Source organism: Mycobacterium sp. ML4 (genome assembly GCF_054515735.1).
Window position 1 is genome coordinate 191714 of the sequence record NZ_JBTNSY010000006.1, and the last position, 19750, is coordinate 211463.

Consider the following 19750-nt stretch of genomic DNA (forward strand, 5'->3'; position numbering starts at 1 on the left):
CCGGATGGTGGCGGTCTTGCGTGCTCCTACCAGTTGGTGAAGATCACGGTATTGAGCAGCATTGCCCCAGTGGCGTTGATCGCCAGCCATACCCGATGTGATCGCACCGGTAACAGCGCCGGCGCCGCGGTCAGCCACACGGTGAACGGCAGCCAGATCCTTTCGGTCTCGGCCTTGCTCAGCATGCTCAGGTCGGCGCAGATGATTGCGGCCAACGTGGCCAGCAGCAGCAGGTGCAGCCCGGATCGGCGTCGGATGGCTGCTCTGTCGAAAACGCGACTGATTCCGGCGACGGAGCCCAGCCCGATCGAACACACTACGCACGCCAGGTTGGCCCAGCTCCAGTACTGGAATGGCCGGTCCTTCGCGATGCCTTGCCAATAACGTTGGTGCACAAAGGTATACCCGTCGAACCAGTAAAACCCCGCCACCGCGAAGGTCGCCGCCACCGATACCGCAGCCAGCGCGGCCGGTCCCAGTGCGCGCAGCGCCGCGCGCCAGTCGGCCGCCGAGACCAGCACCGCCACGGCCGGCAACCCGATCAGCACCAGGCCGTAGCTCAAGAAGATGCCCCAGCCGAGCACCAGTCCCGCTCCCGCGCCGGTCAATGCGGGAAACCGAACCCCACCGTGAACCGCCAACGCCAGCAGCGCGATCCCCCAGGCCGCCACGCCGGCGAAGTATCCATCCGCCGATACCGCGACCCAGATCGCCGTGGGGGCAACGGCGACAAACGGGGCCGCGCGCCGCGCCGTGCTCTCGCCGGCCAGTGCCCGCACGGCGACCACCGCGGCCGCGGCCGCACTCGAGCCCAGCAGTAGACACCAAAGCCCGGCCCAGGCACCGCCGTGCAGGCCGATCCGGTCCAGCCAGACGAACGTCAGCACCGCACCCGGAGGATGGCCGGAGACGTGGGTGGTCCACGAATGCGGCTGGAAGTCGACGATCCGACTGGCGAACGTACGCAGCGTCGCCGGGATGTCCGTGATGCCCGGCACCTCCCACAGGTACTCGTCACGGGTGGTCAAGCGGCCTGCGAAGCCGCGCTGCCAGCCATCGATCATGGCCAGCGAAAACGCCCACAGCGCCGCCGTCGCCCACGCGGCCAGCGTCAGTGCGCGCCACGAAACGCGTTGCGCCACAACCGGCCCCCACCACACCGCAACTACCGCGATAACAAGCGCCGCCATCGTGCCCCAGCCGAAGTGAACATCCCAGTACCCGAAGATCGGCGCGGCGCCCGCGCGCATGGCGAACCGCTCCAGCCCGATGTCCGACCTCGGTTTGACGCCGACGTCCATTCGAGGCAGCACGAACGCGGCCGCAACCAGAATGGCCGCGACCGCGACCGCGAATATTTCCCGGCGGGCAGTCTTCACGATCGATCAGCCTATTGACCGAACCGTTGCCTCAGCGCCCGGCGGTCGACCTTCCCGATACCGCGCCGCGGTAGCTCCGCGACCACATGCAGCTCCCGCGGTGCGGCGCTGGCATCCAGCATGCGTGCGACGTGGGCCCGCAGCTCCGCCAGCGTCGGCGCCGTGGATCGGGCACCGACCACCACGGCGGCGACCACGCGTTGGCCGAGCCGCTCGTCGTCGACCCCGAACACCGCACAGTCGTGGACCGCGGGATGGGTACACAAGGCGGCCTCGACGGGTCCGGGCAGCACGGTCAGCCCGCCTGTGTTGATCGCGTCGTCGCTGCGGCCGAGCACAGTCAAAACACCCGAATCATCAAGGGAGCCAATGTCATCGGTCAGAAACCAGCCCGCTTCGAACGGGTTGGGCTCGACCGGGTTGCGATACCCCTTGGCCAGGGTGGCACCGCCGAGTGCGATCCTGCCGTCCTCGCGGACCCGCAACTGCACGCCGTCCAGCGGCACCCCGTCGTACACGCAACCGCCTGCCGTCTCGCTCATGCCGTAGGTCCGTACCACGCTGATGCCCGCCGCTTTTGCGGCATCGAGCACCGGTCGCGGCGCCGGTCCGCCACCCAGCAGGATGGCATCCAGTTCCCGCAGCGCGGCCGTGGCGGCCGGGTCGGCCAGTACCTTGGCCAGCTGATTGGCGACTAGCGACGTGTATCGCCGCCCCGACCCCAAACGCGCTACCGCAGTTGGCAATTGGCGGACATCGAAGCCGGCCGACACATCGAGCTCGACCGGCTCGGAATCGGCCAGCGCACTGCGGATCAGCACCTGCAGCCCGGCGATGTGGTACGGCGGTATGGCAAGCAGCCACCGCCCCGGGCCGCCGAGGCGGTGGTGGCTGGCCGTCGCGCTCGCGGTCAGCGCGGCCGACGTCAGCAATGCGCCTTTGGGCGCTCCGGTGGTTCCTGATGTCGCCACCACCAGCGCGACGTCATCATCGATCTCCTCACCGACCCGCAAGCCACCCACGACGGACTCGAGATTGTGCTCCGGCGCGGCGACGAGCGCGCCGTCCCGACCGTCGAGAACTCGCCGCAGGGCGGGCAGCAGCTGCCGGGTCGCCGAACCCGGTGCGACGCGCAGCGCCCGCAGGACCGCTATAGGTGGTCTCCATTGTCGCGCACGTCATCGAGCGGCCAGCCCTGGACGGCCAGTCGCTGCCGGACGCGCTCGACGTCCGCGGGGGAGGGCAGTTCGTCGGTGAGCTGAGTGATCGCCACGCCGATGTCGATGTTGTCGATGTGGAATTCGCCGCGCCGCATCAACTCGCTGGCCACCGTGACGATTTCGTCGTTGGTCAGGCGACGCGCCAGCAACGCCAGCACGGCAAAGGTATCCGTCGGCGGAATGCCCTCCGGATATCCCGCGCGCAGCCACGAGACGATCGAACTCAGGAAATGGTTCATTGTGCGATCAACTTACCCCCAGTGTCGTCGCCGAAACTTGAGTCTTGTCGAGGGGGATCCGGGTTACGGTTTGGCGCCCAGGAATGGATAGTGCGTGTGGTGGGCGATAAAGTCGCGGGCGATGTAGAGCACGCCGAGGATGACGACCACGAGGACCACCGCGTAGATCGCCCAGGCAATGGCTGTCAGCAACGGCCGCTGCTTTCCGGCGAGCCCGTTGGTGTTCAGGGTGCCGCCCCCTGCGGCCTGCAGTCTTACACCCAGCGCGAACAGTCCCGGCAATGCCGCGCCCGCCAGCAGGCTGAAGATCAGGATCTTCCCGGTGGCTTCGTAGTTGAACCAGGCGTTCATGAGACGTTCCGTGCGGGGATCTGGCCGTCGGAACCGAACTGCTGGGCTGGACCTCCTGGCTTGGACCCCGTGTCGGGTGGTTGCGGCGGCTCGGTGGCGTCCAGTCCGGCCGTCAGGTGGCCTTCCCATTCGGCGTTGACGTTCTTGTGGTCGATCTTCGCCCTGCGCGACCGGAGGTAGATGGTGGCCGAAACCGCGATCAACAGCGAGAAGCCGATGATCGCGCCGGGGTATCCGCCGATGAAGTGCACTATCCAGTAGGTGAGCGCACCGACCAGACCCGACAACGGCAGCGTGACCAACCATGCCGTGGCCATCCGACCGGCCACTCCCCAACGCACCTCGGCGCCGGGCTTGCCGACCCCGCTGCCCAGCACCGAGCCGGTGCAGACCTGGGTGGTCGACAGCGCGTAGCCGAAATGAGCCGACAGCAATATCACTGCGGCCGAAGATGATTCGGCGGCCATTCCTTGCGGCGACTTTATCTCCACCAGGCCCTTGCCCAGCGTGCGGATGATCCGCCAGCCGCCGAGGTAGGTGCCGCCCGCCATCGCCACGGCGCAGGCCACGATCACCCACAGCGGCGGCATCACGTCGGTCTTGCTAACCGCACCGTAGGACATCAACGCCAGGAAGATCACCCCCATGGTCTTCTGTGCGTCGTTGGTGCCGTGCGCCAGCGAGACGAGTGACGCCGAGCCGATCTGTCCCCGCCGGAACCCGGACTCGGTGCGCTCGTCCGTGGTGCCGCGCGTGATCCGGTAGACCAGCCAGGTGGCCGCCGCACCGACGACGATCGCCAGCAGCGCGGCGATGACGGCTGGGATCAGCACCTTGGAGACGACGCCTTTCCAGATCACTCCATGTCCGCCGACCGCCGCGATGGTCGCGCCGACAATCCCGCCGATTAGTGCGTGTGAGGAGCTCGAGGGAATGCCGAGCAGCCAGGTGAGCAGGTTCCAGACGATCCCGCCCACCAGCCCGGCGAATACCAGCTCGAGCGTCACCAGGTTCGCGTCGATCAGACCCCTGGCGATGGTCGCCGCCACTGCCGTGGACAGGAAGGCGCCGATGAGGTTCAGCACCGCCGACAGCGCGACCGCGACCTTCGGCGCCAGCGCGCCGCTGGCGATCGAGGTTGCCATGGCGTTACCGGTGTCGTGGAATCCGTTGGTGAAGTCGAACGCCAGTGCGGTGATCACGACGATGATCAAGAGGAACAGCTGAATGTTCACAGGGCCTGATTCTTGTGGTCGGAGTATCCCTTGTCGAACGGATGAACAGGATGAACGCAGGAATATCGCGAGTCGTCGCCGAATGTTACCCGGTAGTTCATCTTTGCTTCGCCGGGACTCATTGCCGGGTGTCGGTCCGTAACGGATGACCCGGCGGGATCTCGATGAAGATCAGCGTGACGCCGTCGGGATCGGTCACGTGCATCTCGTGCAGGCCCCACGGTTCGCGGCGCGCCTCGCGGGCGATGGGCACGCCCCGGTCTCTGAGCTCGTCCTGGGTTGCGGCCAGGTCGCGCACCTGCAGCCACAGCGCGCCGGGAAAGGGTCCCCGGGAATGGTCCGGTTCGTCGTAGCCGGTCAGTTCCAGCAACGACTGCCCGGCGAAAAATACTGTGCCTGCGCCGTATTCACGAGCGATCGCCAACCCGATCTCGTCGCGGTAGAAGGTCAGCGAGCGTTGATAGTCCGCCGGTCGAAGCAGCATCCGGCTCGCCAGAATCTCCATGTTGTCGTGTCTAGCACCGCTCGCGCAGGGTCGCCACGCCGGGTCCGGTCAGGTCGTCGCAGGCCGCCGCCCGGCCGGTGATGGCCAGCAGCAGCGAGAGCACGGGACCTTCGACCGGCTCGCCCTGCCCGTGTCGCCAGTCCTCGTCGGTGGCCTGCAGCGCCAGGCCGGCGGCCCGGTTCTTGGCACCGCTGAGCATGTTGGAGCCTTTGTAGAAGTCGATCACCTGGCGCACCGCACCGGGTTTGTAGGTGTGCGCGATGCCCAGCGGACGGCGGATGTCGGCGCTGTGGATCACGATCTCGCCCAGCCAGGAGACTTTCGGCCCAGGCGGCGACGAAGTGGAGTCCCGCAGGCTGCGGAAGTCGGCCAGGGTGGCGGCCGGGTCGGGGCCGCGGTGTCGCGCCAGCTGAGCCGCGGAGAACCTGGCGAAGCTGAATCCGGCCCTGGCCATCCCGGCGAAGAATCTGCCGGGGCTCATCGAGGCGGTGGCGGACAGGTGCGCGACAACGTCGCGGACCGTCCAGGCCGAGCAGAGTGACGGCGTGTCCCATTGCGCCGGGGTCAGCGCGGCCAGGTCGTCGGCGAGGGCGCCGCGCTCGGCGGCGATCGTGGTCCAGATATCGGTCATCGGGATCCTTCCTGGCTCAGCCGTGCTGGTTGTTGCGTCTTTGCATCAAAGTGTTGACCCAACGGGGCCCGACGGTGTTGAGCGCTTTGGCCGCAATGGCCATCCGGGGCGCAATCTGCACCGGCCGGGTGCGGGCGGCGGTGATCATCCACTCTCCCGCCTCCTGCGATGTCAGCGCCGGCATCCCGTCGTAGGCCTTGGTCGGCGCGATCATCGGGGTGGCGACCAGAGGGTAGTACAGCACCGTCGAGTGCACACCCCTGGGGCCCCACTCCGTTTCGGCGATCCGGGTTACCGCGGTCAGGGCCGCCTTAGAAGCGTTGTAGACCGAGAACAGTGGCGCCGCCTCGTTGAGCACCCCCCAGGTGGAGACGTTGATGATGTGCCCGTCGCCGCGCTCGATCATCCCCGGCGCCAGCCCGCGGATCAGCCGCAGCGGCGCGTAGTAGTTGAGCACCATGGTGCGTTCCACGTCGTGCCAGCGTTCCAGCGATTCGCCCAGCGGCCGGCGGATGGACCGGCCTGCGTTGTTGATCAGAATGTCGATGCCGCCGATGCGCTGTCTCACCTCGGTGACCAGGGCATCGATGGCGTCCATGTCGGAGCAGTCGCAGGGCATCGACATCGCGGTCCCGCCGGCGGTCGCGATGTGGTCGGCGAGTTCGTCCAGCAGGTCCTGACGCCGGGCGACGACGACCACCGAGGCCCCGCGGTCGGCGAACTGTGCCGCCGCCGCTGCCCCGATGCCCGATGAGGCTCCGGTGAGGAGCACCCGCTTGCCGCGCAGCTCCACGGGCTTGATCGCCGGCCGGTTGAACAGCACCTGAGGCGCAACCGGCGGGCGCATGCTGGCCAACACGATCTGGTCGGACAGGCGGCGCAGCGGACTCTTGCTCACGGTGGGAGTTTAGGCGGGCGCAGTTGGCGATTGCTGGCCGAGCATCGCACCTGCGTCGGTGGCGCGATCACGACAGGCGAATCTTGGCGCCACGCGAAAACGCCGAGTCATGGACTTCGATCGTGGCGGGTTGCAGTCAGCGCTAACTCGGTTCCGCGCTCAAGCCGCAAAACCGCTCAGAAGTACCGCGGGAACGGGCTCCAGTCCGGCGGACGCTTCTGCAGGAACGCGTCGCGACCCTCCACGGCTTCGTCGGTCATATAAGCCAGCCGGGTCGCCTCCCCGGCGAACAATTGCTGACCCACCAGGCCGTCGTCGAGAAGATTGAATGCGAACTTCAACATCCGTTGTGCCTGAGGCGATTTGGCGTTGATTTCGGCAGCCCACTGGATTGCGACGGCTTCCAGGTCGGCATGATCGACGACCTCGTTGACCGCCCCCATGCGGTGCATCTGCTCGGCGGTATACGCGCGGCCCAGGAAGAAAATCTCGCGGGCGAACTTCTGGCCCACCTGCCGGGCCAGATACGCGCTGCCGTAGCCGCCGTCGAAGCTGCCGACGTCGGCATCGGTCTGCTTGAAACGCGCGTGCTCACGGCTTGCCAGGGTGAGGTCACAGACCACGTGCAGGCTGTGACCGCCCCCGGCCGCCCACCCGTTGACCAGGCAGATCACCACCTTCGGCATGAACCGAATCAGCCGCTGCACCTCGAGGATATGCAACCGCCCGGCCCGCGCCGCGTCCACGGTGTCCGCCGTCTCGCCACTGGCGTACTGATATCCGCTGCGGCCGCGGATGCGCTGATCGCCGCCGGAGCAGAACGCCCAGCCACCGTCTTTCGGCGACGGCCCGTTACCCGTCAACAGGACCACCCCTACGTCCGGCGACATCCGCGCATGATCGAGCACGCGGTAGAGCTCGTCGACGGTGTGTGGCCGGAACGCGTTGCGCACCTCGGGACGGTCGAATGCCACGCGCACCGTCGCGTCACGCAGATGACGGTGATAGGTGATGTCGGTCAGATCATCGAAGCCGTCCACGAGCCGCCACTGCGCAGCGTCAAAGGGGTTGTCGGTCAAGGCTCTTGAACTCCATCCTGGTCAATGTTGCGGTCCCCGCAGTTGATCGTCTGAGCGGTGGTCACAGCGGGGTCGTGCGCGGACGTGGCCGCCAGGGTATCGGAGCGTCCATAGGTGGCCTCTATTCCGTTCAGGTCGACTTCCATTCCGTTCAGGTCGACTTCGGTGCGCCGCACGGTCCACTGGCCGCCGCCTTCGAGAGCCTGTAGCGCGACGAGGCGCCGGCCGTCGCCGAAGTCGTCGCATCCCACGCCGGTGCCGGTGCCCGCCAGATTCTCCAGGTCGAACACGAACGGCCGGCCGCGGCGGGCGTCGACGGCGCTGTGCAGCCGGCACTGGGCGAATGCGTACAAAGGTGCGCTGCGGCCCAGACCGGCGATCACCAGGTGAGCGTCTGCCACGTCAACCGCGAACGCGCGCAGCGGGATTGGGCTTGCTGAGGCGACCTGAACCTGGCTGGTCGATCCGCTGGCCGTGGTGATGCCGACGGTCCTCGTCATGGCGCCGTTCGGGCCGCGGGATTTGCCGACCCACAGCATGTCGGGCAGGCCGTCTCCGTCGACGTCGCCGATCTGCCGGGTATTGACGTCAAGTGGTGACGGGTTGCCGCCGGGTGCACACCCCGGCGCGGCTTGCGCGGGTGCTGCCCCGGCCACGCCGGCGGCGGCGAACAGTCCGGCAGCCATCAACACGCGCAGCATCAGATCGGATCGAAACGGAACACGGCGCAGCGCCCGGCCAGGGCCTCGAATTCCTCGGGGCGCCCATCCTTGACCAGTCCGGAACGCTTCATGAAGCCCACACCGGTCGGCACTTCGGTGGGGAATGCGCGCAGCACGGGCCTGGCCTCCGTCGCGGGAAGTTCCACCAACCGGACACGTTCGCTCTTGCGTCCGCGGTTAAGCGTGACTTCGCCCGCGGCCCTGACGTTTTTGACGCAGTCGGCGCCCGGGAAGCCGGCCACCACGTATTGCTTGCCGTCCAACGTCATCGGGGTCACCGGCGTCGAGCGTGGCTTGCCCGACCTGCGCCCGGGCACCGTCAACACGACGGGGCTTTCACCGCCGAAGTTCATGCCCAGCTTCGACATCTGGATGAAGACCTTGTTCAGCGGCTTGAGCCACCAGGGTGGCTTGATGTTGTGCTCGCTCATGCCCGCCAGCGTAGCCACCGTCGCCGAACGTGAAGCCAGCTTCACGCTGGGCCGCGAGCGTGAAGCTGGCTTCACGCTCGGCACCACGGGTCAGCCGACGGCGCGCCCGGCGCCCTCCCAGAACTGCGCGCGCACCGCTTTCTTGTCCGGCTTGCCCAGCCCGGTCAACGGCAGCGCGTCGACGACCACAACACGTTTCGGCGATTGCACCGAGCCCTTGCGTTCCTTGACCGCGGCCTGGATCTCGGCGGTCATCACCTCGATCGCCGTGTCGTCGCGGGCGGCGTCGGCGCGCAGCACCACCACTGCCGTCACGGCCTCGCCCCACTTCTCGTCGGGCGTGCCGACCACACAGGTTTGCGCGACGGCCGGGTGCTCGGCGATGACGTCCTCGACCTCGCGGGGGAAGACGTTGAAGCCGCCGGTGACGATCATGTCCTTGACCCGGTCGACGATGAAGTAGAAGCCGTCCTCGTCCTCGCGGGCCATGTCCCCGGTGTGCAGCCAGCCGTCTTTGAAAGCCTCCGCGGTCGCCTCGGGTTTGTTCCAGTAGCCGGCCGCCAAAAGCGGCCCGCTGACACAGATTTCGCCCGGCTCACCCTGCGGCACCGGCCTTCCGTCCTCGCCCAGCAGCGCCACCCGCGCGAACAGCGTCGGGCGTCCGCACGAGGTCAGTCGCTTCTCGTCGTGGTCGGCCTTGGCCAGGTAGGTGATCACCATCGGGGCCTCGGACTGGCCGTAGTACTGGGCGAAGATCGGGCCGAAGCGGCGGATCGCCTCGGCCAGCCGTACCGGGTTGATCGCAGAGGCCCCGTAGTAGACGGTCTCCAGCGAGGACAGGTCCCGGGTGTGCGAGTCCGGGTGGTCCATCAGCGCGTACAACATAGACGGCACCAGCATGGTGGCCGTAATGCGTTGTTCCTCAATGACTCTCAACACCTCAGCCGGGTCGAACTTGGCCAGCACCACCATCTCGCCGCCCTTGACCACGGTGGGGGTGAAGAACGCCGCGCCGGCGTGCGACAGCGGTGTGCACATGAGGAATCGCGGGTGCTCCGGCCATTCCCATTCGGCCAGCTGGATCTGGGTCATGGCGGCGATGTTTCCGGTGGTGCCGATCACGCCCTTGGGTTTGCCGGTGGTGCCGCCCGTGTAGGCCATGCCGCCGATGTTGTCCGGCGGCAGGTCGGCCACCACCAACGGCTTGGGCTCGAACTTGGCCGCCTCCGCAGACAGGTCGACCGCCACCCCGCGCAACGCTTCCGGCACCGGGCCGATGGTCAGGATCTGTGTGAGCGAGTCCACCTTCTCCAGCAACCCGAGCGCGCGCTCGACGAACATCGGGTTGGGGTCGATGATCAGCGCGCTGGCGCCGCAATCGGAGAGCACGTAGGCGTGGTCGTCCAGCGAGCCGAGCGGGTGCAGCGCGGTACGCCGGTAACCCTGGGTCTGGCCGGCGCCCAGGATCATCAGGACCTCAGGGCGGTTGAGCGACAACAGGCCGACCATGACGCCGGAACCAGCGCCGAGCGCCTCGAAGGCCTGGACGTACTGGCTGATCCGCTCGGCGAGCTGACCACCGGTCAGCGTGGTGTCGCCGAGGAACAGCACCGGCCGGTTCTTGTGGCGCTTGAGGGCGCCCGCGAGCAGATGGCCGTTGTGGGTCGGGTTGCGCAACAAATCGACACTCATGGCGCCGCTCCTCCTCATCGCTTCGTCCCCCGCCAGCGGGAGGTGCCCCCACTGCATCGTCGCTGGCGCGACTCATGAAGCAAGACTAGAACGTGTTGCAATTCGGCTTTTTCGCGCCCTCGATCAGTAGGATTTGCCCACATGAGCGCTGCTGACACGGTCATCACCGGAACCGTACTGACCGTCGACGAAACCCGCCCCACCGCCGAGGCGCTCGCCATCGCCGACGGCCGGATCGTCGCCGTCGGAGACCGCACCGACGTCGCGCAGTACATCGGGGCCAACACTGCGACCATCGACATCGGCGACGGCTGCGTCATGCCGGGATTCATCGAGGCGCACGGCCACCCGCTGATGGAAGCCATCGCGCTGTCCGACCGTATCGTCGACATCCGCCCGGTCACCATCCGCGACCCGGATGACGTCGTCGAGACGATCCGGCGCGAGGCCGCGCGCCGGGGTGCCGAGGGCGCCTACCTCAACGGCTGGGACGCGCTGCTGCAGCCCGGGCTACCCGACCCGACGCTGCGCTGGCTCGACGACATCGCGCCGGACGGCCCGCTGGTGATCATCCACAACTCCGGCCACAAGGCTTATTTCAACTCGCGCGCCGCCGAACTCAACGGCCTTACCCGCGACACGCCCGACCCGAAAGGCGCCAAGTACGGCCATGACGCGAGCGGCGAACTCGACGGCACTGCCGAGGAGATCGGTGCGGTGTTTCCACTGCTGGGCGGCGCTGTTCAAGCCGGCGACTATCCGGACATGCTGCGCGCCGAGTGTGCGCGCCTGAACCGCGCGGGCCTGACCACCTGTTCGGAGATGGCCTTCGACCCGAAGTTCAAGCCGCTGGTCGAGCAGCTGCACAACGACCTGACCGTGCGACTGCGGACCTACGAGGTCTCCAACGCCCAGATGTCCACCGACGCCACCCCGGGCGAGGGTGATGACATGTTGCGTCAGGTCGGCATCAAGATCTGGGTGGACGGTTCGCCGTGGATCGGCAACATCGCGCTCTCGTTTCCCTATCTGGACACCGCGGCCACCCGCTCGGCCGGCATCACCCCGGGTTCCTGCGGCTGCGCCAACTACACCAAAGAGCAGTTGACCGAAATTGTCGGCGCGTACTTCCCGCACGGCTGGCAGATGGCCTGCCACGTGCAGGGGGACGCCGGTGTGGACACCATTCTCGACGTCTATGAAGAAGCCCTGCGACAGCATCCGCGCAACGACCATCGGCTGCGGCTCGAGCATGTCGGCGCCATCCGGCCCGAGCAGCTGCGGCGCGCCGCCGCGCTGGGCGTCACGTGCAGCATCTTCGTCGACCAGCTGCACTACTGGGGAGATGTCATCGTCGACGGGCTGTTCGGGCCGGAGCGCGGATCCCGCTGGATGCCCGCCGGATCCGCAGCTGCCACCGGCATGCGCATCTCGCTGCACAACGACCCGCCCGTCACCCCCGAGGAGCCGCTGCGCAACATCAGCGTGGCCGCGACCCGGGTGGCCCCCTCCGGACGGGTGCTGGCCCCCGAAGAGCGGCTCACGGTCGAGCAGGCGATTCGGGCACAGACCATCGACGCCGCCTGGCAGCTGTTCGCCGACGACGTGACCGGCTCGCTCGAGGTCGGCAAGTACGCGGACCTGGTGGTGCTGTCGGCCGATCCCCGCACGGTACCGCCCGAACAGGTCGCCGACCTGCAGGTGCGGGCGACGTTCCTGGCCGGTAGGCAGGTCTACAGGCAGTGAAGCCGGACTTGCAGGATCTGCTGGACCGCCTGCACGTGGTGGCGCTGCCCATGCGGGTGCGTTTCCGCGGCATCACCACCCGGGAACTGGCGCTGATCGACGGCCCTGCCGGCTGGGGCGAGTTCGGGGCGTTCGTCGAATACGAACCGCCCGAGGCCGCGCATTGGCTGGCAGCGGGTATCGAGGCCGCGTACCACGAGCCGCCGCCGGTGCGACGTGACCGCATCCCCGTCAACGCGACCGTACCGGCCGTCGATGCCGCCGAGGTACCTGATGTGCTGGCGCGATTTCCCGGCGCGCGCACCGCCAAGGTGAAGGTCGCCGAACCGGGACAGAGCCTGAACGACGACGTCGACCGCGTCGATGCGGTCCGGCAATTGGTCGCCACCGTGCGGGTGGACGCCAACGGCGGCTGGAGCGTCGAGCAGGCGGCCGAGGCCGCGCGGGCCCTGACCTCCGGCGGACCCCTCGAGTACCTCGAACAGCCCTGCGCCACCGTTGCCGAGCTCGCCGAGCTGCGGCACCGGGTCGGGGTGCCGATCGCCGCTGACGAGAGCATCCGCAAGGCCGACGATCCGCTGGCCGTGGTCCGGGCCGGCGCCGCCGATGTCGCGGTGCTCAAAGTTGCTCCGCTGGGCGGTATCTCGGCGATGCTGCAGATCGCCGCGCAGATCGACATCCCGATCGTGGTGTCCAGCGCACTCGACTCGGCGGTCGGCATCGGCCGCGGTCTGCTTGCCGCCGCGGCCTTACCAGAGCTGCGGCACGCCTGCGGTCTCGGCACCGGCCGGCTATTCGTGGACGACGTCGCCGAGCCGGTCGTGCCCGTCGACGGGTTCCTCCCGGTGCGCCCGGTGACGCCCGATCCGGCCCGGCTGGAGGCGTTGAGCGCCTCGGCGGATCGGCGGCAATGGTGGATCGACCGGGTCAAGGCGTGCTACCCACTGCTTGTACCGTCGATCGGGTGATCAACCTGGCTTACGACGACAAGGGGACCGGTGAGCCGGTTGTCTTCATCTCCGGTCGCGGCGGTGCCGGACGCACCTGGCACCTGCACCAGGTTCCGGCGTTTGTGGCGGCCGGCTACCGTTGCGTCACCTTCGACAACCGTGGTATCGGTGCCACCGAGAACGCCGAAGGCTTCACGACGCAGACCATGGTCGCCGACACAGCAGCTCTGATCGAGTCCCTGGACATCGGCCCGGCGCGGGTCATCGGGGTGTCGATGGGCTCCTACGTCGCGCAGGAACTCATGGTGGTCCGGCCCGAACTGGTCAGCGCGGCGGTGCTGATGGCTACCCGCGGCCGGCTGGACCGCACCCGCCAATTCTTCCACCAGGCCGAGGCTGACCTCGATGACGCCGGCGTCGGGCTGCCCGCCACCTGGGACGCCAAGACCCGACTGCTGGAGAGTTTCTCCCGCAAGACCCTCAACGATGACGCCGCCGTCGCCGACTGGATCGCGATGTTCAGCATGTGGCCGACCAAGCTCACCCGCGGCTACCGTTGTCAGCTCGATATCGCCCCGCAGGAAAACCGGCTGCCGGCATACCGCAACATCGCCGCCCCGGTACTGGTGATCGGCTTCGCCGATGATGTGATCACGCCGCCCTATCTGGGGCGCGAGGTCGCCGACGCACTGCCTAACGGCCGGTATCTGCAGATCCCTGACACCGGGCACCTCGGGTTCCTGGAGCGACCGGAGGCGGTCAACGCCGCGATGCTGAAATTCTTCGCGAGCGCCCAGACCTGATCGGGGGTGTTGGGGGAGTAGCTCAGCACGTTCACCGTTCCGGTGCCTGGGTGAGCCGCTCGGGAGCCGCGTACGCCATCGAGCCGATACCGTCGCGTTCGTTGCCGTCAGTCCGCTGATATCGTCCGCCTGCGCGGAATGCCCAAGTCGGCCAACAAGATTCGTCGGCGTTCCGGGTCGAGGCGGGTGAGCAGGATGTTGGCGGGCTTGACGTCGCGATGCAGCAGGTCGCGCTGATGCGCGTAGTCCGGCGCATCGGCGACGGCCGGGCATACCGCCCGGGCAACAGCAATTGCCACTGATCGGCTCGATCGATCATCGTCGGTCGGTTGTGACACCCTGTAGAGGTGAACCCCTCGACGACCCAGGCTCGCGTCGTCGTCGACGAACTGATCCGCGGCGGCGTCCGCGACGTGGTGTTGTGTCCCGGGTCACGCAACGCGCCGCTGGCGTTCGCCCTGCAAGACGCCGACCGGGCGGGCAGGCTGCGGCTGCACGTCCGCATCGACGAGCGCACCGCCGGATATCTGGCCATCGGCCTGGCGATCGGGGCGGATGCGCCGGTGTGTATCGCCATGACGTCGGGCACCGCGGTCGCCAACCTGGGACCTGCGGTGGTCGAGGCCAACTACGCCCGGGTGCCGCTGATCGTGTTGTCCGCCAACCGGCCGTATGAGCTGCTGGGCACCGGAGCCAACCAGACGATGGAGCAACTCGGCTACTTCGGCTCGCAGGTGCGCGCCACCATCAGCCTGGGCCTGGCCGAGGACGCGGCCGAGAAGCTGCCCTCGCTCAACGCCACCTGGCGTTCGGCGACCTGCCGCGTATTGGTGGCCGCCATGGGTTCGCGCACCGCCAACGCGGGGCCGGTGCACTTCGACATCCCGCTGCGCGAACCCCTGGTTCCCGATCCGGAACACCTGAACGCACCCACCCCGCCGGGTCGCCCCGACGGTAGGCCGTGGACGTACACGCCACCGGTCACCTTCGATCAACCGCTGGACATCGACCTCACGCCCGACACCGTTGTCATCGCGGGCCACGGCGCGGGCGCGCACCCGAACCTCGCAACACTGCCGACCGTCGCCGAGCCGACGGCGCCGCCCGCGGCAAACCCGTTGCATCCGCTGGCGCTGCCCCTGCTGCGCCCTCAGCAGGTGATCATGCTGGGCCGCCCGACGCTGCACCGACCGGTGTCCGCGCTGCTGGCCGACGCGGCGGTGCCCGTGTTCGCGCTGACCACGGGGCCGCGCTGGCCTGATGTCTCGGGCAATTCCCAGGCCACCGGCACCCGGGCGGTGACCAGCGGCGCTCCCCGCCCGGCGTGGTTACGCCGCTGCGCCGAGCTCAACGAGCACGCCGTCAAGGCCGTGCGCAGCCAGCTCGCCGAGCATCCGCTGACCACGGGTCTGCACGTCGCCGCCGCGGTAGCCGACGCGCTGCGGCCCGGTGACCAGCTGGTGCTGGGTGCATCCAACCCGGTCCGCGACGCTGCCCTGGTCGGGCTGAAGACCCGGGGCATCCGGGTGCGGTCCAACCGCGGTGTGGCCGGTATCGACGGCACCGTGTCCACCATCATCGGGGCCGCGCTCGCATTCGAACGCATCGGCAAACCCGAGGACCCGCCGCGCACCGTTGCTCTCATCGGCGACCTCACCTTCGTGCACGACAGCTCGGGCTTGCTGATCGGACCCACCGAACCCACTCCGCGACAGCTGACGATTGTGGTCTCCAACGACAACGGCGGCGGCATCTTCGAACTGCTCGAGCAGGGCGACCCGCGGTTCTCGGATGTGTCCGCGCGGGTCTTCGGCACCCCGCACGACGTCGACGTCGGTGCGCTGTGCCGCGCATACCACGTGGAGAGTCGACAGATCGAGGCGGACCAGTTGGCCGCCGCCCTCGACGAACCTGGCTCCGGCGTTCGGGTGCTGGAGGTCAAGGCGGACCGGTCGTCGCTGCGACGGCTGCACGCGGCCATCAAGGCCGCGTTGTGAAGAAGCTCGCCCGTTCGTCAAAACAGTTGCTGCGCATCCTGATTCATGGCACCACCGAGGCGTTGCCGGACACGCGGCCCCGAATGGTGGTGCGGTGGGCGCGAATAGCCGTTTTGATCGTCATCCTCCTCGTCACGCTTCAGTCCGTGCTTCTGGTGGCCGGGGCGTGGCGCAACGACCTGGCCATCCAGCGCAATATGGGTGTCGCGCAGGCCGAAGTGCTCAGTGCCGGGCCGCGGCGCTCCACCATCGAGTTCGTCACCCCGGAGCGCGTCACGTATCGGCCGGAACTCGGGGTGTTGTATCCCTCGGAGCTGGCCACCGGCATGCGGATCTACGTCGAATACAACAAGAAGGACCCCAATCTGGTGCGGGTTCAGCACCGCAACGCCGGTCTGGCGATCATTCCGGCGGGCTCCATCGCGGTGGTGGCCTGGCTGATCGGCGCGGCCGCGTTGATCCTGCTGGCGGTGCTGGACACGCGGCTCAACGAGTCCGCGCGTTCCTAGCCCGCACAGATTTCGCGCCGCGTATTCCCGGCCGCAACCTTGCCGACAATCGATGCTGCCACTGTGTGGACGTGCGCGTTGCAATCGTCGCCGAGTCGTTCCTCCCGCAGGTCAACGGCGTGAGTAACTCCGTAGTCCGGGTTCTCGAGCATCTGCGCCGCACCGGTCATGAAGCCTTGGTGATCGCGCCGGACAACCCCCCGGGAGAGCCGCGTGCCGACCGCCTGCACGACGGCATCCGCATTCACCGAACGCCATCGCGCATGTTCCCCAGGGTGACGACGCTTCCGCTGGGGGTCCCTACCCTGCGGATTCTGCGTGTCCTGCGTGGCTTCGATCCCGACGTGGTGCACCTGGCCTCACCGGCGCTGCTGGGTTACGGCGGGATGCTGGCCGCGCGCCGGCTCGGGATTCCGACCGTCGCCGTCTACCAGACCGATGTGCCGGGATTCGCGGCCAGCTATGGCATTCCGATGACCACCCGGGCTGCCTGGGCGTGGTTCCGGCACCTGCACACTCGCGCCGACCGCACTCTGGCACCATCCATACCGACCATGGAAGCGCTTGTCGCCCAAGGTTTCCCACGCGTCCATCGGTGGGCGCGCGGAGTCGACCTGATTCGGTTCGCACCCTCGGCCCGCGACGAGGCGCTCCGCCGGCAATGGTCGGCCGACGGCAGGCCGATCGTCGGGTTCGTCGGCCGGCTTGCCCCGGAAAAGCATGTCGAGCGGCTTGCCGTGCTCGCCGCCGGCGGTCAGGTGCAGCTCGTCGTCGTTGGTGACGGGGTCGACCGCGCCAAACTTGAAAAACTCATGCCCACAGCGGTTTTCACCGGCGCGATGTACGGCGACGAGCTCGCCACAGCGTACGCCAGCATGGACGTCTTCGTGCATCCCGGTGAACACGAGACGTTCTGTCAGGTCGTGCAGGAAGCGCTGGCGTCAGGGTTGCCGGTCATCGCCCCCGACGCCGGCGGCCCGCGTGATCTGGTTGCCCCCTGCCGCACCGGGATGCTGCTGCCCGTCGGTGAGTTCCAAGCGCGGTTACCGGAGGCTGTCGATCACCTGTTGGCGGAACGTCAGCGTTACTCCCAGGCGGCTCGTCGCAGTGTTCTGGGCCGAAGCTGGTCGGTGATCTGCGATGAGTTGCTCGGCCATTACGAGGCGGTGTTGTCACCGGCGGCCCGGGCTCGCGCCGCCCAGCGGCGCGGTGCCTGAAACCCGTCGGCCCGGGGCTAATTCGGCGACCGGCTGCCACTGTTCTCAGGTGCGCAACCGGCTTACGTGGCCGGCCCTGGTGATAAACCAAACTTTCTCGCTCACGCCGGCTTGCAACGCAGGGACCGCTGGCGAACGGCGCCAGGTAGCGTTTGAGACGTGAGCCGCGCCGACCTCGACAAGGATCCCCGGGACGTCGCGTCGATGTTCGACGGGGTCGCCCGACGATACGACATCACCAACACCGTGTTGTCGTTGGGCCAGGACCGGTTCTGGCGCCGCGCTACCCGCTCGGCCCTGAAGATCGGGCCAGGTCAGAAGGTGCTGGACATCGCCGCGGGCACCGCGGTGTCGACGGTCGAGCTGGGCAAGTCCGGAGCGTGGTGTGTGGCTGCCGACTTCTCGGTCGGCATGCTGTCGGCAGGCGGCGCCCGCAATGTGCCCAAGGTCGCCGGCGACGCGACCCGGTTGCCGTTCGCCGACGAAGTGTTCGACGCGGTCACCATCAGCTTCGGGTTGCGCAACGTCGCCGACTTTCCCGCCGGTTTGCGTGAGATGGCCCGCGTCACCCGGCCTGGCGGCCGGCTGGTGGTATGCGAATTCTCTACTCCCACAAGCCCGTTGTTCGCTACCGCGTATAAGGAGTACTTGATGCAGGCGCTGCCGCGGGTGGCGCGCGCGGTGTCGAGTAACCCCGATGCCTATGTCTACCTGGCGGAGTCGATCAGGGCCTGGCCCGACCAGGCGGCGCTGGCCCGGGAAATCACGCGTGCGGGGTGGTCAGCGGTGCGGTGGCGCAACCTGACCGGCGGGATCGTGGCACTGCACGCCGGGTACAAGCCGCTCTGACTCGCTTTCATCATCGAGCCTGCAGTTTTGCAGGCCTTCACTCGCACTTTCGCTGCAGATTTTCAGCCTGGGTGAGGCCGGGGGTCTGGGGATGACGCGCATTCGCCGAGCCTGCAGTTTGCGGGGCGCCATGGGCTGTTGCGAAATGGGTGATCCCATTTCGCAACAGCCCGGCCACTCGCAATTTCCTGCAGATCGTCAGGCACGACGATCCGGGCGCGTCAGGTCCCCGCGCGCTGAAGGAAGCCGACCTGCTCGGGGCAGTAGTGATCGAGCGCCGCGCCAAGGAACTGAAACGCCTGCCCCTGGGTGGTGCCCAGCGGCAAATTGCGCTGCAGGAAGGCTGCCGACTTGTACGGGTCCTTGTCGACACCACGCTCGATCCGCTGACAGCTGATTTTGCCCAACCATGCGTTGTAGTCCTGCGGTCCGTAGATGCCGTAGGTGTGCAGTTGGGCGTTGAAAGGAGCGTCGTAGTCGTCGGCCTGGGCGGGTGCCGCCAATCCGACAGCGGCGACCGCCATGGCCGCGAAAGCACCCAGCCTCAATGACTTCATTAGACGGACTATACACCCGCGGCCGGTCTGTGATCATGCCCCCTATCAGCCCAGATGGGCCGAAAGCAGCCAGGCGCCGACCGACTTGCGGCCGTCGGCTTCGTCGCGAGCCTGGAAGCCGGGCACAAGGGGCGTATCGGCCGGAAGTTGAGCGTGGATGCGCGCCGGGCGGATGTCGTCGACGACCCAGTATTTGGAGACAACCTCGCGCAGCTCGTCCTCGGTGACCGCGTTGACCGGCCCTTGCGTTACCGCCGCCTTGTCGAAGACCAGCACGAAGTACGACGCCCCCGGCGCCGCGGCGCGCACGATGGACTGCTGATAGCCCTCGCGCAGTTCGACGGGCATCGAGTGGAACAGGGTGCTGTCCACGATGGTGTTGAAACGCCCTTCGGATCCGGCCGGGTAGCTGCTGAAGTCGCTGATGTCGGCTACGGCGAAGCTCGCGTTGGTCAGCCCACGTCGTTGGGCTTGCGCCTTGGCCAGCTCGATGGCGGTCGGCGAGGCGTCCAGGCCAACGGTGATGTGCCCCCGCGCGGCCAGCGTCAGCGAGATCGCGCCTTCTCCGCAGCCGGCGTCGAGAACGTTGCCGTGGAAGTGGCCCTGCTCGATGAGGGCTGCCAATTCGGGCTGCGGTCCGCCGAGACTCCACGGCGGGCGGACGCGCTCGCCGAGCTGCCCGGAATCGCCGCGGTAGGCCTGTTCGAATTCGAAATCCACTGGTGAAGTCATGCTGCGAA

The 19750-nt window shown here is 67.8% G+C and carries 21 protein-coding genes and 2 pseudogenes; 7 read left to right on the forward strand and 16 right to left on the reverse strand.

All coding sequences use genetic code 11. The features are described from left to right. Positions 1-26: 26 nt before the first annotated feature. The 13 genes and pseudogenes from ACX9NE_RS08690 to ACX9NE_RS08750 form a co-directional block, all read right to left on the reverse strand. Entirely contained in the window at positions 27-1379 is a 1353-nt protein-coding gene (locus tag ACX9NE_RS08690; RefSeq protein WP_459361277.1) for a hypothetical protein, read from the reverse strand. 11 nt (positions 1380-1390) lie between these two features. Continuing rightward, positions 1391-2470 carry an o-succinylbenzoate--CoA ligase gene (gene menE / locus ACX9NE_RS08695; protein WP_459361362.1) on the reverse strand — a complete coding sequence of 360 codons (1080 nt, stop codon included), beginning with the start codon at positions 2468-2470 and terminating at the stop codon, positions 1391-1393. A 59-nt stretch (positions 2471-2529) separates the two neighbouring features. Next, on the reverse strand, positions 2530-2838 hold the full coding sequence (locus ACX9NE_RS08700) for a DUF3349 domain-containing protein (protein ID WP_459361278.1): 309 nt from the start codon (positions 2836-2838) through the stop codon (positions 2530-2532). Between the two features lie 63 nt (positions 2839-2901). Beyond that, complete coding sequence (locus tag ACX9NE_RS08705) at positions 2902-3189, reverse strand: hypothetical protein (RefSeq protein ID WP_459361279.1); 288 nt, start codon at positions 3187-3189, stop codon at positions 2902-2904. Continuing rightward, on the reverse strand, positions 3186-4424 hold the full coding sequence (locus ACX9NE_RS08710; protein ID WP_459361280.1) for an inorganic phosphate transporter: 1239 nt from the start codon (positions 4422-4424) through the stop codon (positions 3186-3188). Before ACX9NE_RS08710 ends, ACX9NE_RS08705 begins: the two co-directional genes overlap by 4 nt. Positions 4425-4542: 118 nt before the next feature. Continuing rightward, a complete protein-coding gene (locus ACX9NE_RS08715) occupies positions 4543-4929 on the reverse strand; it encodes a VOC family protein (protein ID WP_459361281.1) in 387 nt (128 codons plus the stop codon). Between the two features lie 10 nt (positions 4930-4939). Next, positions 4940-5560, reverse strand: coding sequence for a maleylpyruvate isomerase family mycothiol-dependent enzyme (locus ACX9NE_RS08720; RefSeq protein ID WP_459361282.1), 621 nt, complete (start codon positions 5558-5560; stop codon positions 4940-4942). 16 nt (positions 5561-5576) lie between these two features. Further along, the gene (locus ACX9NE_RS08725; RefSeq protein WP_459361283.1) at positions 5577-6458 is read right to left on the reverse strand and encodes an SDR family oxidoreductase; all 882 of its coding nucleotides are present in this window, start codon (positions 6456-6458) and stop codon (positions 5577-5579) included. 176 nt (positions 6459-6634) lie between these two features. Next, on the reverse strand, positions 6635-7537 hold the full coding sequence (locus ACX9NE_RS08730) for a 1,4-dihydroxy-2-naphthoyl-CoA synthase (RefSeq protein WP_459361284.1): 903 nt from the start codon (positions 7535-7537) through the stop codon (positions 6635-6637). After that, positions 7534-8238: a hypothetical protein gene (locus ACX9NE_RS08735; protein WP_459361285.1), complete on the reverse strand. Its 705-nt coding sequence runs from the start codon at positions 8236-8238 to the stop codon at positions 7534-7536. The genes ACX9NE_RS08730 and ACX9NE_RS08735 overlap by 4 nt, the downstream gene beginning before the upstream one ends. Beyond that, positions 8238-8690 (reverse strand): nitroreductase family deazaflavin-dependent oxidoreductase, encoded by a 453-nt coding sequence (locus tag ACX9NE_RS08740; RefSeq protein ID WP_459361286.1) that lies wholly within the window; start codon positions 8688-8690, stop codon positions 8238-8240. The genes ACX9NE_RS08735 and ACX9NE_RS08740 overlap by 1 nt, the downstream gene beginning before the upstream one ends. A 90-nt stretch (positions 8691-8780) precedes the next feature. Then, the gene (fadD8, locus tag ACX9NE_RS08745; protein ID WP_459361287.1) at positions 8781-10382 is read right to left on the reverse strand and encodes a fatty-acid--CoA ligase FadD8; all 1602 of its coding nucleotides are present in this window, start codon (positions 10380-10382) and stop codon (positions 8781-8783) included. Between the two features lies 1 nt (position 10383). Beyond that, a pseudogene (locus tag ACX9NE_RS08750) lies at positions 10384-10452 on the reverse strand (16S rRNA (guanine(966)-N(2))-methyltransferase RsmD); the annotation flags it as partial. A 71-nt stretch (positions 10453-10523) separates the two neighbouring features. Here ACX9NE_RS08750 and ACX9NE_RS08755 point away from each other — a divergent pair. From ACX9NE_RS08755 to ACX9NE_RS08765, 3 genes are read left to right on the forward strand one after another with little or no spacing between them, the layout of a single operon-like run. Then, positions 10524-12128, forward strand: coding sequence for an amidohydrolase (locus tag ACX9NE_RS08755; RefSeq protein WP_459361288.1), 1605 nt, complete (start codon positions 10524-10526; stop codon positions 12126-12128). 50 nt (positions 12129-12178) lie between these two features. Further along, positions 12179-13096 carry an o-succinylbenzoate synthase gene (locus tag ACX9NE_RS08760; protein WP_459361363.1) on the forward strand — a complete coding sequence of 306 codons (918 nt, stop codon included), beginning with the start codon at positions 12179-12181 and terminating at the stop codon, positions 13094-13096. Next, a complete protein-coding gene (locus ACX9NE_RS08765) occupies positions 13093-13881 on the forward strand; it encodes an alpha/beta fold hydrolase (RefSeq protein WP_459361289.1) in 789 nt (262 codons plus the stop codon). The genes ACX9NE_RS08760 and ACX9NE_RS08765 overlap by 4 nt, the downstream gene beginning before the upstream one ends. A 52-nt stretch (positions 13882-13933) precedes the next feature. Here ACX9NE_RS08765 and ACX9NE_RS08770 read toward each other — a convergent pair. Beyond that, positions 13934-14150, reverse strand: a pseudogene (locus tag ACX9NE_RS08770) (protein kinase domain-containing protein); the annotation flags it as partial. A 78-nt stretch (positions 14151-14228) separates the two neighbouring features. On the opposite strand from ACX9NE_RS08770, the gene menD reads away from it, so the two are divergent. From menD to ACX9NE_RS08790, 4 genes are all read left to right on the forward strand, one after another. Next, entirely contained in the window at positions 14229-15878 is a 1650-nt protein-coding gene (gene menD / locus ACX9NE_RS08775; RefSeq protein WP_459361290.1) for a 2-succinyl-5-enolpyruvyl-6-hydroxy-3-cyclohexene-1-carboxylic-acid synthase, read from the forward strand. 26 nt (positions 15879-15904) lie between these two features. Continuing rightward, positions 15905-16387 carry a DUF3592 domain-containing protein gene (locus ACX9NE_RS08780; RefSeq protein ID WP_459361364.1) on the forward strand — a complete coding sequence of 161 codons (483 nt, stop codon included), beginning with the start codon at positions 15905-15907 and terminating at the stop codon, positions 16385-16387. Between the two features lie 71 nt (positions 16388-16458). Continuing rightward, positions 16459-17604 (forward strand): glycosyltransferase family 4 protein, encoded by a 1146-nt coding sequence (locus ACX9NE_RS08785; RefSeq protein ID WP_459361291.1) that lies wholly within the window; start codon positions 16459-16461, stop codon positions 17602-17604. A gap of 159 nt (positions 17605-17763) precedes the next feature. After that, positions 17764-18453 carry a demethylmenaquinone methyltransferase gene (locus ACX9NE_RS08790; RefSeq protein ID WP_459361292.1) on the forward strand — a complete coding sequence of 230 codons (690 nt, stop codon included), beginning with the start codon at positions 17764-17766 and terminating at the stop codon, positions 18451-18453. Between the two features lie 221 nt (positions 18454-18674). Here ACX9NE_RS08790 and ACX9NE_RS08795 read toward each other — a convergent pair whose 3' ends face one another. Both ACX9NE_RS08795 and ACX9NE_RS08800 read right to left on the reverse strand, forming a co-directional pair. Then, positions 18675-19010, reverse strand: a complete 336-nt coding sequence (locus tag ACX9NE_RS08795; RefSeq protein WP_459361293.1) for a DUF732 domain-containing protein — start codon at positions 19008-19010, stop codon at positions 18675-18677. Positions 19011-19055: 45 nt separating this feature from the next. Continuing rightward, positions 19056-19742: a class I SAM-dependent methyltransferase gene (locus ACX9NE_RS08800; protein ID WP_459361294.1), complete on the reverse strand. Its 687-nt coding sequence runs from the start codon at positions 19740-19742 to the stop codon at positions 19056-19058. Between the last annotated feature and the right edge of the window lie 8 nt (positions 19743-19750).

Bases quoted from the DNA above. Each gene is read 5' to 3' on its own strand.
- ACX9NE_RS08735 (WP_459361285.1), bottom strand. From the start codon at position 8,238: ATGCTGCGCGTGTTGATGGCTGCCGGACTGTTCGCCGCCGCCGGCGTG.
- ACX9NE_RS08700 (WP_459361278.1), bottom strand. From the start codon at position 2,838: ATGAACCATTTCCTGAGTTCGATCGTCTCGTGGCTGCGCGCGGGATAT.
- ACX9NE_RS08800 (WP_459361294.1), bottom strand. From the start codon at position 19,742: ATGACTTCACCAGTGGATTTCGAATTCGAACAGGCCTACCGCGGCGAT.
- ACX9NE_RS08795 (WP_459361293.1), bottom strand. From the start codon at position 19,010: ATGAAGTCATTGAGGCTGGGTGCTTTCGCGGCCATGGCGGTCGCCGCT.
- ACX9NE_RS08705 (WP_459361279.1), bottom strand. From the start codon at position 3,189: ATGAACGCCTGGTTCAACTACGAAGCCACCGGGAAGATCCTGATCTTC.
- ACX9NE_RS08740 (WP_459361286.1), bottom strand. From the start codon at position 8,690: ATGAGCGAGCACAACATCAAGCCACCCTGGTGGCTCAAGCCGCTGAAC.
- ACX9NE_RS08760 (WP_459361363.1), top strand. From the start codon at position 12,179: ATGCGGGTGCGTTTCCGCGGCATCACCACCCGGGAACTGGCGCTGATC.
- ACX9NE_RS08720 (WP_459361282.1), bottom strand. From the start codon at position 5,560: ATGACCGATATCTGGACCACGATCGCCGCCGAGCGCGGCGCCCTCGCC.
- fadD8 (WP_459361287.1), bottom strand. From the start codon at position 10,382: ATGAGTGTCGATTTGTTGCGCAACCCGACCCACAACGGCCATCTGCTC.
- ACX9NE_RS08755 (WP_459361288.1), top strand. From the start codon at position 10,524: ATGAGCGCTGCTGACACGGTCATCACCGGAACCGTACTGACCGTCGAC.
- ACX9NE_RS08715 (WP_459361281.1), bottom strand. From the start codon at position 4,929: ATGGAGATTCTGGCGAGCCGGATGCTGCTTCGACCGGCGGACTATCAA.